The following is a 14438-nucleotide window of genomic DNA, read 5'->3' as shown; positions in this document are numbered from 1 at the left end:
TTCTGGGCAGGCGGTTGCATTTCCCGATGGGGGACTATCTGGATATGCCATTCAGCACGTTTTCCGATTTTCTGTTTGATGAAATGGAGGCAATAAGCCGTGACCGGAATAAGTCAAAATCTTAAAGCCACCATCACGTTTGGCGGCAATGTCGACAGTTCATGGAAGCGCTCGGCGACTGACCTGCAGAAGAACCTTAAAGCGGTAGGAAAAGAGTCTGAACACCTCACTAAGGACCAGACAAAACTCGCCGCTGAGATCAAAAAAGCTAAGCTGGCCGGAAACAGCATCAGCGATTTGAAACGTCAGTACAGTTCGGTGACGCGGGAGATACGCAAAACTGAGGCGGAGCAACAAAAACTCAACCGTCAGATTCAGCGCGGTGAGCGCATACAGGCATTCAAGGGCAAAGCGGGTGGGTTATTCAGGCGAGGCTTAAACGTCGGTGGCCACCTCGGGGGCATGGTGGCCCCCGGTCTGGGAATTGGCGGCGGTGGCGTGGTTGCCTCCGCGCTGGCTTCGCTCATTGCGCCAGCGGCCACCAATGCCGAAACGGCACGGCAGACGGGTGTGGCGCGCAGCTATGGCGTCGATGTGGAGACCTACAACGCGTGGGACTCGCTGGCAAAACAGTACGACATGACCGGCGAGAATTTTGGCGATCTGTTTGAGGAGTACCTGCACAAAGCCGGGGAGTATAAGCAGAACGGCAAGCAGAGTTCTCTGCAGGACGCATTTGATACGCTGGGTTTCAAGGCGGGTGACATGGCTGGCCTGAGCGACATGGCGCAGTTCAGTAAAATTATTGAGCGCGCCCTTAGTCTGAAAGACGAGTCAAAAGCCTCTTTCGCACTGGATTCTCTTTTCGGTGGCGAGGCCAGCAAGCTGCTGATGCTGGTGAAGCAGTCCGGCAGGAGCTACCGGGATTTAATGGATGAGCAGCACCGCTATAACCTCGTCACTAAAGCGGGTGCTGATGGCGCAGTTCAGGGTAACAAAGCCGTTGAAAACCTTAAAACCGTTCTTTTCAGCGCGGGTGCGGAGATATCGGGACAGCTGGGCAATCAGCTTGCTCCCCGCATCAGGGAACTGACTGATGATCTGGCTGAGTGGTTTAAAGGCGGCGGCATCAGCAGGGTAGTAAAATTTCTGCGTGATGATCTGTATCCCGGCGTACTGACGTTTGGCCAGGGGGTGGTGTATGTCGGGAAAATTATTTATGCCCTGGCTAAAAAACTCTCATGGCTGTTACCCGATGAGCGGGGGGATCAAAAAAATGTTTTGAAATCGCTGGCGATGACAGGCTCGGTTGATATCGCCAGACTGACGGCAAAACGCAACGGTCAGGAGGAGTGGTTCGATCAGCAACTTAAGCAGCACCCGGAATTGCCGGAGCAGGTGAAAAAATCCTATACGGATACCCGTGGCTTTTTCAGCGATGACGATGAAATGTTTGATAAGGCGCTCGATCCCTATCTGACTGCGAAGAAAGAAAGCCTGCCTGATTTCTCTGATGCTCTGAAAAACAACTCTGCCACGTTAGACACCCAGTCGGGCAGAAAATGGGGAGAACTCAGTGGACGTTTAGATTCTATCGATACACAGCAGAAACAGGTTGAGATGGCTGATAACCGCAAATTTGAATACCACTTTGAGATTAACGGTGCGCAGGGACAAAGCGAGCGCGGGATTGCCGACGAGCTGGAGGCCATAACCAAAACCAACCCGGCATTCACGGGCGATAACAGCATGCTGGATGGAGGTGCGATCTGGTGAGTGAAATTATCCCATTAATTGAGGCCTCCGGGCAGGCGCAGCAGTCAGCCATCCGGGGCGGTCAGACTGCACGGGTCATGATGATGCTGGGCGATTTTGCATTCTCCATTGATACCACGGCATATAAATCGCTTTCACGTGAGGCCAGCTGGAACTGGAGTGAACAGGAGAGGATAGGCAAACAGAGTCTGCTGCAGTACACAGGAAAACCCGGACGGACGGTGCGACTCGATGGAGAGGCGCATGCGTTTTTCCGTAACGGTGTTGATGCAGTTAATGACCTGTACGACCTGGCTGATTTAGCTCAGCCCCAGTTGCTGGTGAGTGGTGAGGGTGACGTGCTGGGCTGGTGGGCGGTAACTCAATTCAGCGATACCACTGATCGCTTCCTGCCTGGAGGCGGACACCGTAATAAAAACTGGACGATGACGTTAAAACATTATGCCGACGACATATCAAACCCGTAATGGCGATGTGCTGGATGCCATTTGCGCAGATCACTATGGCACTGCAAATTTGTCTGCCAATGTTTCAGCAGTACTGGAGGCAAATCGGGGACTGGCCGACAGGGAGGCTATTCTGCCCGCAGGAGTTGCCATCACCCTCCCTGACCTGACCACGCCGGTTACTGATTCTGCAATCAGCCTGTGGGATTAACATGACTGAACAGATTGTAAATCCAGAGTATGCACCTTCGTTCAGCGTGAGCGCAGAGGGCAAGGACATTACCCGCGCTCTGCAGGATTGCCTGACTGAACTCACCCTGACTGATAATGGTGGCGCAACGGCTAAAGCCGACGAACTGAAAATCACGCTGATTTCTGCAACACTGCCGCTGCCATCTAAAGGGGCGCGTCTGAGGGTGGCGCTGGGATTTAATGATCAGCTGGTCGATAAGGGGTGGTTTGTTGTTTCGGGGGTCGGCAGCAGTGGGCCACCCCGGCGCGTAGAAATCTATGCCACTGCGGCACCGATGAACGCGCAGAAACACCCCGGCAATGTGCTGAGCCATAAAACGCGAAGCTGGGATGATATCCGGCTGGCCGATCTTGTTAAAACCGTGGCTGCAGACAACGGGCTGACGCCGAAAGTAGCCGCAGAACTCGCAGAAATTCACATCGACCATATCGACCAGGTTGCAGAGTCAGATGCCAATCTGATGTCGCGGCTGGCGAGAACCTACAATGCCATCAGTAAACCTGCTGGCGGATACTGGCTGTTTCTGGTGCAGGGGGCGATGAAAACTGCTGCCGGTAAGGAGGCAGGAAGTATCACCATCACCCCTGATGAACTATCCAGCTGGACTTATAGCGAGGGCCAGCGTGGAAGCACAACCGGCAAGGCCACAGGCAGTGATGGTAAAGCAAGTGGTAAAGTCGGGGTGCGCTATTACGATGAAGCTGATGGCAGGACGAAAACCACCACGGTTGATCATGATGGACCGTCAATCACTAACCCCTATACCCAATCGGGAAAATCCACTGCAGACCAGCAGGCCAAAGCCCGCAAAACACAGGCGCAGCGTAACGAACAAAAAATGACGCTCACTGGCCCATGCCGTCCCAGACACATTGCTTTAACGGCTGAGTCTGGTGTTACGACGTCCGGGTTTGGTTCCCGGGAGGATCGTTCCTGGCTGGTGGAGTCGCTTGTTTTCTCACTGACCTCATCGGGCCTGAGTTTCACCTATAACCTGGTGGTTAACATCAACGCCCAGGGCAAGAAAGGCAAAATGGACAGCACGGATAAATCCGGGCCGGCCTATTTCGGTTGACCCTCCAGACGGCTTCATTCAACGGATTACTCTCATGAACGGTGTAAACATCCGGACGGGCAAACGCCTGTCGGGTTCGGCGCATCTGCGCCAGTCGGTCAGCGACATTCTGACCACGCCGATAGGCACCAGGGTTTTAGTACGCGATTACGGCAGTGAGCTGCCGGATTTGGTGGATGCCCCACGTGACGATCTGACCCGCTTAAGAATTATTGCGGCCACAGCAAAAGCGCTATCACGCTGGGAGCCTCGCCTGCAGGTGACTCGGGTGGTGGTGTCCCTTCCCGATGATGAATCTACGTTCATTGTGGATGTAGAGGGGATCAATAAAGAAAGCGGCACAGTAACAACTACCGGAGACATAACCATCAATGGCAATTAGTTCTGATGTTATCAATCTGTCTGAGCTGGAGATTCCGGACGCCATTGTCGTGCCTGACGCGTCAGACATTTTTTCCCGCTGGCTGGCACGCCTGCGCGAACTCGACCCGGAATTTGATGCGCTGGTGGAGTCAGACCCGGCCTATAAGCAGGGGGAGGTGAATGCTTATCAGTTGACCCTCGCATTTCAGCGCGTCAATGACGCCGTTCGCGCTGTATTTCTGGCAAGTGCAATAGGGGCGGACCTCGATCAGATTGGGGCAAATTTCAATGTTAAACGCTACGTCATCACCCCTGCTGATCCTGACGCCGTTCCGCCTGTCGATGCTGAGCTGGAGGACGATGATGCCTACCGGGAACGCATCCAGTTGTCATGGGCGCAGCTTAATACCGCTGGAGCGCGTAACGCATATCGCTTTCATGCGCGGTCGGCTGATGCTGACGTGCTGGATGCAGATGCATACGGGCCAGAGGATCACAGCCGTCCGGGAGAGGTGGACGTTTATGTGCTGTCGAGAACAGGTGACGGCACAGCCCCTCAGTCACTTCTGGATAAAACGGCAGCGAATCTGAGCGCTGATGAAGTTCGCCCGCTGACGGATTTCGTGAGCGTTAAAAGCGCGATCATACAGCGATACAGCATCACAGCAGAGCTGGAAATCCCCGATGGGCCGGATGCGCAGACGGTGCTGGATAATGCCATCAGCGTTGCAACGAGCTACGCAGCACTCTCTCACCGAATTAAAACAGTTATCCCTCTGTCAGCAGTATATGCCGCTCTGCAACAGCCTGGCGTGGTCAGGGTAAGACTGACCAGCCCTGCAGCTGACATTGAGGCGGAGATGGGGAAAGCGCCGTGGTGTCAGGCAATCAGCGTCACGATAAAAGGGGCGAGAAATGGCTGATAAATTTCGCTCGCTGTTGCCACAGAACGCTCTTCATCAGGAGCGAGCGCTGGAGCAGGCATCCCGGGAACAGATTCTCGCCCTCAAAACCGGCATGGTCAGAAGCGTTAAAAGTGCAGATGACTGTCCTTACCATCTGCTGCCCTGGCTGGCATGGGAACTATCGGTCGATTTCTGGGATGAAAGCTGGACTGAAGAAGAAAAACGTCAGGTATGCCGCGATGCTGCTTATGTGCATCAGCATCGTGGCACTGCAGGCGCTGTACGGCGCGCGCTGGGGGCGGTGAGCCTGCCCACTAGCGTTATTGAGTGGTGGCAGGAGAATCCCCGCAGAGCGCCGTACACGTTCCGGATTGAGGTCTACAGCCTGCAGGGCATAGATGACAGCCTGTATAGCCGCATAAGGCGACAGGTGAATAAGGCTAAAAACTTACGCAGCTATCTCAGCAGCATTGATGTGATCGCTGACGTTGGTGCAGCAGGAAACTACTACACAGGCGGTGCGGTGACTGCGTACATCGATGCAGTGATTCAGACTGGAGAATAATCGTGGCAAAACAGTATTACAGCATCCTCACTAACCGGGGGAAAGAGCTGGAGGCGGCGTCGTCAGCAAGCGGCACGCCGGTCATCATCAAAGATTTTGTTATCGGTGACGGTAACGGCAGGGCAGCAGCGCCTGACCCGGCTCAGACTGCACTGGTTCGTGAGGTATACCGCCATGCAATCTCTAAACTGGACGTGTCGCACGAGCAGCCGAACCAGTGGGTCGCTCATCTCGTTGTGCCAGCTGATGTGGGCGGGTTCACCATCCGTGAGGTAGGACTATTAACCGATGCCGGGGAACTCTATGCAGTGGCGAACTGCGGTGCCATTGAAAAACCGGTCACCGGTATCAACGTCAACCTTCAGTTTCGTCTGGCCGTTAATGAAACCGCCAGCATTGAACTCAAGGTGTCTACCGGTGACGGCCTGTTTTTACGGCAGGACGCAAATCTAAGCGACCTGAATAATATTGCTAAAGCCCTGGAAAATTTAGGTCTGAATCTTGTCGGTAACTGGCAAGCCGTGCAGGCAAACGGCGGTAAACATTCGACCGGTAATCACCGTATTTACGTCGACTGGAGTGATGTTGATGGGAAGTTGCATATAACTGTTGATGCAACGGACGTCGGCGAGCTGTTCACCACACAAAACCCGCCCTCTGTTACACAGGTTAACGGCGCATATCCGAAAACAGGTGGTTATCTCTATGAGGAAGCGAGCATTTCCCTGATTTCGAATTCGAAAAATCCCGCAAATGGCGATTACATCTATTCGCCTATGTACCGAGCAGTAATAAAGGGGCGTGGGGGCGATCAGAATTTTAAAGACGGCGCGAGCGGCTTTATGCGAATCGTTGAGCACGTTGGGTATGAGGCTTATCTGCAGCTCCAGTGGGACGGGTTCGGCTCCGTGCATGAGTTCATATTTGATCAGAACGGCAGCACGCGAATTCATGGAAAGGCGTATACCGGAGGCGGGCAGAGCTATCTAAATGAGGATGGCAATGTTTATGGCCCCGTCTGGGGCGGATGGCTGAGTAACTGGGTTTTACAACAGGATAATGCGCTCAACATCGCAATTAATAATCAGATGAATAATATGAACGCCGACCGCAATAACTGTGTCAGGGCGACTGCGCGCGGAGGCAGGCAGCATAAAGTGGGAGGTGACTGGATTGCAGACTGGGAGGCTCCGGCAGGGTGTTTTATGACGGGTATGAACACAAATGAAGGCGGGGACGGACGAAAAGCAGGGCTGTATTTCCGTGCACTTTATTATTATACCCCTAGCGCTGGCTGGGTTCAGGCAGGAGATATTGCATAATGAATGAGTTCAAAAACGTCAAAAATTATAAAACTGAGCCGCTGGATGATGACGGCGTTTATATGGCCGCGTATTTCTGCGACGAACTGGGGCGTGACTGGTATGAGACCCGGCAGGGCTGGGTGGGTGCAGTAGCGGTGGATGCCAATGGACTGGTTTGTTCCGTTGCACGCTCCCCAATGCAGGTTCAGTTGTTTACTATGGTGGAGGGTCAAACGTTATATGAGGTTGACCCTGATACCATTCCAGCTGATCCGCTGGGGAAATATAATTATGTAAACGGAATGTTTACAGTTAGAGAATTAACGGAGGAATAATCATATCTCACTGTTTTGGTCGGCGAGCTTAAATTTTTCAGCCAGTCGGTGTAGGGCAACGATAGACATGAACTCCTGACTGCTTTCAAAGAAAGCATTCCAGTGAGAGCTAAGAAAAAGTGCGATCACCTCAGTTTCTTCTTCATTAAGTTCCATCTTAATACCTTCCATTAACCTTTAGATAACAATATGAATGTGTTTGGAACCATACCATAGCATATATTTCAGTAGCTTAAATAATATGGATGTTATTTATAATCCGTTTACTTTCATAAGGTTGATGTGATTGATCTGTTTAGCCGATCAATCTTTCGTTATTGATCGGTACAATCAGTTATGACAGAAAGGAAGCGGGGTATATTTTTAATACTGTTATATGGAGCTGATGTCATGAAAAGGAGAACAGCGTGGGCGTTAATATTATTTGGATGTGTGATAGCGTGGATAATAATAATATTTTTCATAATGAATATTTATAATAAGATTTACTTTTGCTTTTGATATGCCAACACCAGCCCGGCTAATGCCGGGTTTTTTGTGTTTAAAATATTTTTCTGGAACGCGTCTCGCATGCCTAAGCTATGGTCCTTTATTTTCTGATCGACCGATCTATTATGACTCTTCTCACAAAACAGGAGGCACTATGGAACAGGAATTTGAGGCGCAGACCTATGACGCATCATGCATGGCTATGGGTGAGGCTGTCTGGCAGCTGGTGGCCGCAGGGGAAACGGTGACGCAGGAGACAATCGCCAGAATGATTGTTGAGCTATCAGAGAGCCGACCACAACTGGCCGATAGCATTGCGCTGTCAGTACTGTTGCAAGCTTAAAAATAGCAACGGCAAGACAGGAGATCCAATCTTTAAAGCTATCAATGTCCGCTTTGCACCAGAAGCGGACATTACTAAGTAATTGCAGGTCGGCTATAATCTAATAAAGCGCCGACCCTGTTTTCAACTATGCTATTCAACACCAGATATTTCATTGATTAAATCATTGACAGATGGAATCTTTTTTCTCACATGAATAATTATAGCTGCTACAAAGGATATTATAGTTCCCATAATGAATAGCCCTTTCCACACATCAGCCGGTATTGACGCAAAATCCTTAAAGTCCGATGTTAACAGAGATATAAAAAGTGTCAGGGACACACTAAAGCATGTCACTGCTATACCTTTTCCTGATGCTTTCCTCTCGTACCTATCCAGTATATTACGTAGCTTATCCTCGTTCGTGGTGATGATGTGAGTATTTAAGTTTTTTGAAATTTTACTGACAGGAATAGCGGCTGTATTAAAACGAGGCTCATCAAGCGGCCTATTCATTATTCAGCCCCTTTGTCCAAAACTGTAAAGTTAACATGTTAGTATCACTGATGCGCACATTATGCATCATCATATCAATGGTTTGTCGATTTTGAAATGTGATGACCGGATACATTGCATTGAGCGTAGTTCCTAACGGATTCCCCCAGTTTTTAAGCAACATCTTCATTTTTTGGCCTGGTTCAACCTGAAAAATCACGTTTTGTTCTTCTGAAGGGTCATCCTCAAAGACAATGTTCATTGCCATTTTGATGTTTTCTATTACGCCCTCAATATCTTCGGGAGTAATTTCTAAAGAAATTTTTAACTCTTCATTTGGAGGGATCAAGTAGGTATCTGAAGATAATAATTTCCTTCCACCTAACCAAACTTCTGTTTTCATTATAGCCTCGAGTTATTTGTTTTTGGATGCAATGAGTAACACACGTTAGTTCATGAGCTTAAATTAATTCATATAGTAGTTGAAATTCTATAATCTTTCACCGCATATTATTCGCTAAAAGAGCGCTATTTTTTATTTGGTGGAGATTGACTATCTTCATCATTTTGACGTCTGCATTTAGCTCTTGGTGAATTTGAGCAACTCTTAAAAAAAGTCATGACGATGGGGCAGACTCAATCCCGCATCAATCTTTACAAGCTACGTGAGTAATTTGAGATTAGTCACGCTAAGCGCCACCTAGCTGCCTAAAAATGCAGCATTCTCATGTGCTTTACAAATTTGTGACCCGTTTCGCCTTGATCAATCTTAGTGATCGATATTACTGTTTATATGTACAGTATATTTGTTAGAGGAGGATTTATCATGGCGAGAGAGTGTGACATACGTGGCGCATTCGTGGCTGCGATAAAAAAAGACGGCAGGGGGCGACAGATAGTTACCACTGCAGCATTCCAGAAGAACTTGGACGACGCCAATCACGTCTGGACGCTACAGGAGTGCAATCGCTGGATACGGTATTATCAGAACTTCTTCTTTGAGCTGGTGACCGAGCAGAGCGAAAACAAAACTTATGCCCTACGCAACATGGGATATGTGAGGTAACTATGGGCTTTCCATCACCTGCATCAGACTATATTGAAAAAAGAATAGATTTGAACGACGTTCTGATGCCGCACCGGGACAACATGATTCTGATTGAGACGGCGGAGGGATTCGTGCTGGCCGATAAGTCAATGAAGCCAGTGAATGGCGATAAAGTGGCATTCCAGCTCGGCGAGTTCCCTCAACTGGGAAGATTATTCCATACGGGAATCATCACCTCAGATGGTGAGACAATCGACGGAGAGGGCATGGACGGGATTATTGTGTTGGGGAAAGTGACGGCCGAGGTCTTGTCCGTGCATGAGCCAAGCAGGCCAAAAATTTTAAATGAACCCAGCGCAACCAGATAGTTCCGCTGGGTTCAAATATTATAAAATAATTGTGTACATAAAAGTGTGCAAAAATTAATAAAAATTAAAATATCAAAATTTAACCTTTTGATAAATATAGGATAAATTTTATTAAATTAACCTCTACCGGAGGGCATACCATTCCTTGTGTTTCAGCGGATTCATTGCCGCACCAATCACGTCAGAAATCACATTCACCAGAATCACCAGCCCGCCAATCACCATTACACCGGCTGAGATCGCGGCATAATCCTGCTGACGAATCGCGTTAATCAGCCAGCGGCCCAGACCTGGCCAGTTAAAGACCATTTCGGTGATCATGGCCAGCGTCAGCATGGTGGAGAACTGCAGGCCCAGACGTGGGATAACGGGCGGCAGCGCGTTGTGTAACACGTGGCGGCGGATCACCGTAAAGCGCGAAAGACCGCGTGTGGCCGCCGCTTTGACATAGTTTTTATCCATCACGTCGCTGGTGCTGTTGCGCAGCAGGCGGATCACTTCTGTGGTCGGGGCCATCGCCAGCACCAGTACCGGCAGAATAAGGTGGGACAGGGCGCTGATAATCATCTCATGCCGCCATGGCGAAGGACTCAGCCAGGCGTCAATCAGCGCAAAGCCGGAGATATTCTGCACCGGATAGAGCAGGTCATGACGTCCCGATACCGGCAGCCAGCCCAGCGTCAGCGAAAAGAACAGCGTCAGCAGCAGCGCCAGCCAGAAGATGGGCGCAGAGAAGCCGACCAGTGCCAGCGCGCTGATGGTTTTATCCTGCCATTTATTGCGCATCACACCGGCGCAGATCCCCAGCGGAATACCTACCAGCAGCGCAAACAGAAACGCCAGGATACAGAGCTCCATGGTGGCCGGGAAAACCTCACGCAGCTGCAGCCCAATCTCCTGACCGTTAGTGCTGGAGACGCCGAAATCAAACTGCAGCATCCCTTTGAACCAGAACCACCAGGCATCGGAGAGCGCAGCGCCTTCCAGCGGGGCGTTAGGGGTAAAGTAGCTCAGGCTGAAGCTCACCAGCGACAGCAGGAACAGGGTAATGAGCAGCAGCAGCAGGCGGCGCAAAATATAGATTATCACTTACTTACCCTCATCAGCTTCACGATAAACCCCGGCAAACGAGGCGTTACCAAACGGACTCAGTACCAGACCTTTGATGTCATGACGAAATGCCTGCAGTCGCAGAGAGGAAGCCAGCGGCAGCACCGGTAACTCCTGCGCCAGAATCTGCTGCGCTTTGTCATAACTGTCGATGCGGCCAGAGAGTTGCTGTGATAGCAGAGCATTCTGCAGCGTTTCGTCAAAGGCCGGAGAGCACCAGTGCGCGTAATTAGTCTGCGAGCGAATCGCCGCACAGCTGAGCAGCGGGCGGAAGAAGCTGTCCGGATCGTTACTGTCGGTAGCCCAGCCTGACAGCGTCAGATCATGATTCATTGCCATCAGCTGCGCCTCCTGAAAACGGCCCTCGACCGGCACAATGGTCAGCCGGACACCAACCTGCGCCAGATCCGCCTGTAACAGTTCAGCGGTTTTCAGCGGGCTGGGATTCCACGACTGTGAGGCGGCAGGCACAACCAGCCGCAGATGCAGATCGCTGATGCCGAGTGCGGCAAGCGCGGCGCGTGACTTCTCAGGATCGTAGCCGGTAATGCGCGCATCATTGTCATAAGCCCAGGACGCGCGCGGTAATATTGAAGCGGCCGTTTCGGCAGTGCCGTAATAGATCGACTCCATCAACCGCTCATTGTTGATGGCCAGCGCCAGCGCATGCCGGACTTCAGGCCGGTCGAGCGGAGGCTTACGGGTATTAAAAGCCAGATAGGCGATGTTCATACCGGGACGCAGCGTCATCCGCAGGCGCGGGTCATCGCGCAGTATGCTGAGCTGGCTTGCCGCGGGATAGGCCAGTACGTCGCATTCACCGGTCAACAGTTTGGAAAGGCGACCAGTCCCGCCGGAGCCAAGATCGATTACCGCCTGTTGCAGACGCGGCACCCCACGCCAGTAGTGTGGATTGCGCGCCAGGCGGATGTACTGACCGGTGCGATATTCGCTAAGCTGATAAGGACCGGTGCCCACCGGCTGACGATCCATTTCTTCCTGACGGCCCTGAGCGGTGAGCTGGTCGGCATACTCTTTTGACAGTACCGGCGCATAGTGGGTCGCCATATGCCACAGGAATGAGGCATCCGGGCTGTTAAGCCTGAACTCAACCGTCCTGTTGTCGATCTTCTTCACGCTCTGGACGGAATCGGCAAATTGCAGACTATCAAAGTAGGGGTAGTTGCCGCCGTTGACGTTATGCCAGGGATGGTGACGGTCAAACATCCTTGCGAAGCTGAATACCACATCGTCGGCGTTTAGTGCGCGTGTAGGGCGAAACTGGTTAGTCTGCTGGAACTGGACGCCGCTGCGCAGATGAAAGCGATACGTCGCGCCGTTATCGCGTACTTCCCAGCTCGACGCCAGATCGGGCTTAAGACGATAGGTATAGGGATCGACATCCAGCAAGCGGTCATACAACTGTGCCGCCAGCGTATCGACAGTCAGCCCGCTGCTGGCCATCTGCGGATTAAAGGTGTTCAGCGTGCCGCTGACGCAATAGACAAAGCCGGTCTGGCGGATATCACCCGCAGGCGCTGACCATGCAGGCGAACTCAACGCGCTGAGGCTGAGCAACAGCGAACATAGTAGTTTTGACATAGAACTCAACAATTTTGAGGCATTAACCAGAGTGTATCGCAAAGCAGGCATAGTCCCAAAACCTGCAACCACTGCCAGCCTGATTTTCGTCATCGCAACTCAAAATGAGCGCACAGAACATGTGGTAATGAGAAAAATTCTCAATAACCGCTTTACAGATGATAATAAGAATGATTATTATTAACATGCACTTCGACGGTGGCTCTGCCGAAGAAGAGCACGACATTGCTCACATTGCTTCCAGTATTGTTGCCCGCCTTAATGGCGGGCTTTTTTTGTCATTTGTGGTGGAAGCGGCAGTGAGGGGGGCGTCACAGAGCAGAGCGCATGACGGGTCATTGCGTTATTAAAAATGATAACCGGAGTAGGTATAATTCGGATTTATTCACACACATTTCATCCAGTCTGGTGTCGGATCTCATAAAGTTTTAACAGAACTCCAGGGAAGATTTAAAAGGCACGAGCACTGGAAGGCATAATAGGGAATGGGCTCTCAGAAGCGGCATCAAATAATAATGCGGGTTAATAAATGTCAGAAAATCCCGCGGCTTCAGCCTGATATAAACACTGTTCTCTCAGTCATCGGAAATCATTTTATTTCTGCGGTCATTTGGATTGATCAAGGTTGAGCTTTTATCAACGCATACTTAACAAATAGAGAAACGCAGTTATCATAAGCCCAACCTCCGGCCATCGCATTCCTGACAATGAATAAATTCCAGAAAAATGCTCAGGCTTTTCAGCATTCATCCTTTCGTTATCTCTTTTTCGGACGTCTCTTCACCGTACTGGGGAATGGGATTGCACCCATTGCGCTGGCCTTTGCGGTGCTGGATATTGGCGGCTCTGCCTCAGATTTAGGCGTAGTGGTTGCATCCCGTTCCCTGTTCAACGTGCTGTTTCTGCTGGTGGGGGGAGTGATTGCCGACCGCTACTCTCGCAGTCGGGTATTAGTGATTTCAGCGGGGGTTGCGGCGGTTTCACAAGCTATCGTTGCCTGGTCTGTGCTCGATGGGTCAGCCACCTTAATCAGTCTTACTTTGCTGGGTGCCCTGAATGGTGCGGCAGCAGGTATCGCTCTGCCTGCTTCAGCTGCGCTGGTTCCACAGGTCGTGCCTGCAAAGCATCTGCGTCAGGCCAATGCTTTGATTCAGCTTGGTGTTTATTGTGGCACGGTGATGGGGGCATCGCTGGGAGGTATTATCACCAGCGCTGTCGGGCCGGGTTGGGGACTGGCAATTGATGCCCTGGGCTTTGCCGCTTCTGCACCCCTTTATTTCTTCATTCGTGCGAGCGCAGAGAAGGCCGGAACCTTGTCGGGCAATATCCTGCAGGATTTAAAAGAGGGGTGGGCGGAATTTGCTGGCCGAAGCTGGATTTGGTCGATAGTCGTCCAGTTCGCTGTTATCAATGTCGCTTTCAATGGCATTGTCGTGGTACTGGGCCCAATGATTGCTGACGCCTCATTCGGACGCACGCAGTGGGGGATAATTGTAGCCGCCCACAGTGCAGGGTTAATTGCGGGTTCTTTACTTGCCATGAAATGGCATCCACGTCGCGATCTCTTGACTGGCGCTATGCTGGCAGGACTTTACGCACTCCCGATATTTATGCTGAGCCAGAATGCAACAGCAATATGGCTGATAGCCGGGTTCTTTATTGCCGGCATTACATTAGGTCTGTTCGGCGTAATATGGGCGCACGCATTACAGACTCATATCCCACCGGATAAGCTCGCCCGCGTGTACGCCTATGATGCAATGGGTTCTTTTATTGCCATTCCCTTTGGACAGTTGGTAGCGGGTCCGCTGGCAGCACAATATGGTATGAGCAATGTGCTGCTGATGTCAGCGCTGGCCGTGATAATGGCTACGGCTGGCGTCGGACTGGTTCCCGCTATCCGGCAGCCTGAAAAGATGGGCGTTCAGCCTCGCAGTCTGTAAAAGATATATTTCTGAAGGCCTGAACAGTCTGGTTGA

18 protein-coding genes are annotated in these 14438 nt (G+C 51.1%); 13 read left to right on the top strand and 5 right to left on the bottom strand.

Annotated elements, in window-relative coordinates; translation table 11 throughout:
* Positions 1–99 precede the first annotated feature (99 nt).
* Genes AC6I8C_RS09975 through AC6I8C_RS09935 form a run of 9 tightly spaced genes read left to right on the top strand, consistent with a single transcriptional unit; the run spans position 100 to position 7022 of the window.
* Positions 100–1776: a hypothetical protein gene (locus AC6I8C_RS09975; protein WP_497822364.1), complete on the top strand. Its 1677-nt coding sequence runs from the start codon at positions 100–102 to the stop codon at positions 1774–1776.
* Positions 1777–1781: 5 nt separating this feature from the next.
* A complete protein-coding gene (locus AC6I8C_RS09970; RefSeq protein WP_497823331.1) occupies positions 1782–2243 on the top strand; it encodes a phage tail protein in 462 nt (153 codons plus the stop codon).
* Positions 2218–2433 carry a tail protein X gene (locus AC6I8C_RS09965; RefSeq protein ID WP_497822363.1) on the top strand — a complete coding sequence of 72 codons (216 nt, stop codon included), beginning with the start codon at positions 2218–2220 and terminating at the stop codon, positions 2431–2433. The genes AC6I8C_RS09970 and AC6I8C_RS09965 overlap by 26 nt, the downstream gene beginning before the upstream one ends.
* A gap of 1 nt (position 2434) precedes the next feature.
* A complete protein-coding gene (locus tag AC6I8C_RS09960; RefSeq protein ID WP_497822362.1) occupies positions 2435–3550 on the top strand; it encodes a contractile injection system protein, VgrG/Pvc8 family in 1116 nt (371 codons plus the stop codon).
* A gap of 34 nt (positions 3551–3584) precedes the next feature.
* Complete coding sequence (locus AC6I8C_RS09955) at positions 3585–3932, top strand: GPW/gp25 family protein (RefSeq protein ID WP_497822361.1); 348 nt, start codon at positions 3585–3587, stop codon at positions 3930–3932.
* Entirely contained in the window at positions 3922–4836 is a 915-nt protein-coding gene (locus tag AC6I8C_RS09950; RefSeq protein WP_497822360.1) for a baseplate assembly protein, read from the top strand. Before AC6I8C_RS09955 ends, AC6I8C_RS09950 begins: the two co-directional genes overlap by 11 nt.
* A complete protein-coding gene (locus AC6I8C_RS09945) occupies positions 4829–5383 on the top strand; it encodes a phage tail protein I (RefSeq protein WP_497822359.1) in 555 nt (184 codons plus the stop codon). The genes AC6I8C_RS09950 and AC6I8C_RS09945 overlap by 8 nt, the downstream gene beginning before the upstream one ends.
* A gap of 2 nt (positions 5384–5385) precedes the next feature.
* Entirely contained in the window at positions 5386–6705 is a 1320-nt protein-coding gene (locus AC6I8C_RS09940) for a phage tail protein (RefSeq protein WP_497822358.1), read from the top strand.
* Positions 6705–7022, top strand: a complete 318-nt coding sequence (locus AC6I8C_RS09935; RefSeq protein WP_497822357.1) for a hypothetical protein — start codon at positions 6705–6707, stop codon at positions 7020–7022. The genes AC6I8C_RS09940 and AC6I8C_RS09935 overlap by 1 nt, the downstream gene beginning before the upstream one ends.
* Here the strand turns inward: AC6I8C_RS09935 and AC6I8C_RS09930 are convergent, their stop codons facing one another.
* Positions 7023–7178, bottom strand: coding sequence for a hypothetical protein (locus AC6I8C_RS09930; protein ID WP_497822356.1), 156 nt, complete (start codon positions 7176–7178; stop codon positions 7023–7025).
* A 487-nt stretch (positions 7179–7665) separates the two neighbouring features.
* On the opposite strand from AC6I8C_RS09930, the gene AC6I8C_RS09925 reads away from it, so the two are divergent.
* Positions 7666–7854: a hypothetical protein gene (locus tag AC6I8C_RS09925; protein WP_497822355.1), complete on the top strand. Its 189-nt coding sequence runs from the start codon at positions 7666–7668 to the stop codon at positions 7852–7854.
* A gap of 132 nt (positions 7855–7986) precedes the next feature.
* On the opposite strand, the gene AC6I8C_RS09920 is transcribed toward AC6I8C_RS09925, so the two are convergent.
* Positions 7987–8352 (bottom strand): hypothetical protein, encoded by a 366-nt coding sequence (locus AC6I8C_RS09920; protein ID WP_497822354.1) that lies wholly within the window; start codon positions 8350–8352, stop codon positions 7987–7989.
* Positions 8345–8734 (bottom strand): DUF6864 domain-containing function, encoded by a 390-nt coding sequence (locus tag AC6I8C_RS09915; RefSeq protein WP_497822353.1) that lies wholly within the window; start codon positions 8732–8734, stop codon positions 8345–8347. Before AC6I8C_RS09915 ends, AC6I8C_RS09920 begins: the two co-directional genes overlap by 8 nt.
* A 665-nt stretch (positions 8735–9399) precedes the next feature.
* On the opposite strand from AC6I8C_RS09915, the gene AC6I8C_RS09910 reads away from it, so the two are divergent.
* Positions 9400–9747 carry a S24/S26 family peptidase gene (locus AC6I8C_RS09910; RefSeq protein WP_497822352.1) on the top strand — a complete coding sequence of 116 codons (348 nt, stop codon included), beginning with the start codon at positions 9400–9402 and terminating at the stop codon, positions 9745–9747.
* Positions 9748–9870: 123 nt separating this feature from the next.
* Here AC6I8C_RS09910 and sapB read toward each other — a convergent pair whose 3' ends face one another.
* Together sapB and sapA are read right to left on the bottom strand one after the other, a co-directional pair.
* The gene (sapB, locus tag AC6I8C_RS09905; protein WP_095707136.1) at positions 9871–10836 is read right to left on the bottom strand and encodes a putrescine export ABC transporter permease SapB; all 966 of its coding nucleotides are present in this window, start codon (positions 10834–10836) and stop codon (positions 9871–9873) included.
* A complete protein-coding gene (gene sapA / locus AC6I8C_RS09900; protein ID WP_107319781.1) occupies positions 10837–12459 on the bottom strand; it encodes an ABC transporter substrate-binding protein SapA in 1623 nt (540 codons plus the stop codon). It abuts the gene before it with no gap.
* A gap of 170 nt (positions 12460–12629) precedes the next feature.
* On the opposite strand from sapA, the gene AC6I8C_RS09895 reads away from it, so the two are divergent.
* Together AC6I8C_RS09895 and AC6I8C_RS09890 are read left to right on the top strand one after the other, a co-directional pair.
* Positions 12630–12809, top strand: coding sequence for a hypothetical protein (locus tag AC6I8C_RS09895; RefSeq protein WP_497822351.1), 180 nt, complete (start codon positions 12630–12632; stop codon positions 12807–12809).
* A 357-nt stretch (positions 12810–13166) separates the two neighbouring features.
* Complete coding sequence (locus AC6I8C_RS09890; RefSeq protein WP_497822350.1) at positions 13167–14402, top strand: MFS transporter; 1236 nt, start codon at positions 13167–13169, stop codon at positions 14400–14402.
* Positions 14403–14438 lie beyond the last annotated feature (36 nt).

Source organism: Pantoea sp. X-Soil-YNGN-844 (assembly GCF_059730595.1).
The sequence above is the reverse complement of the archived record's forward strand: the minus strand, read 5'-3'. Positions and strand labels throughout refer to the sequence as shown.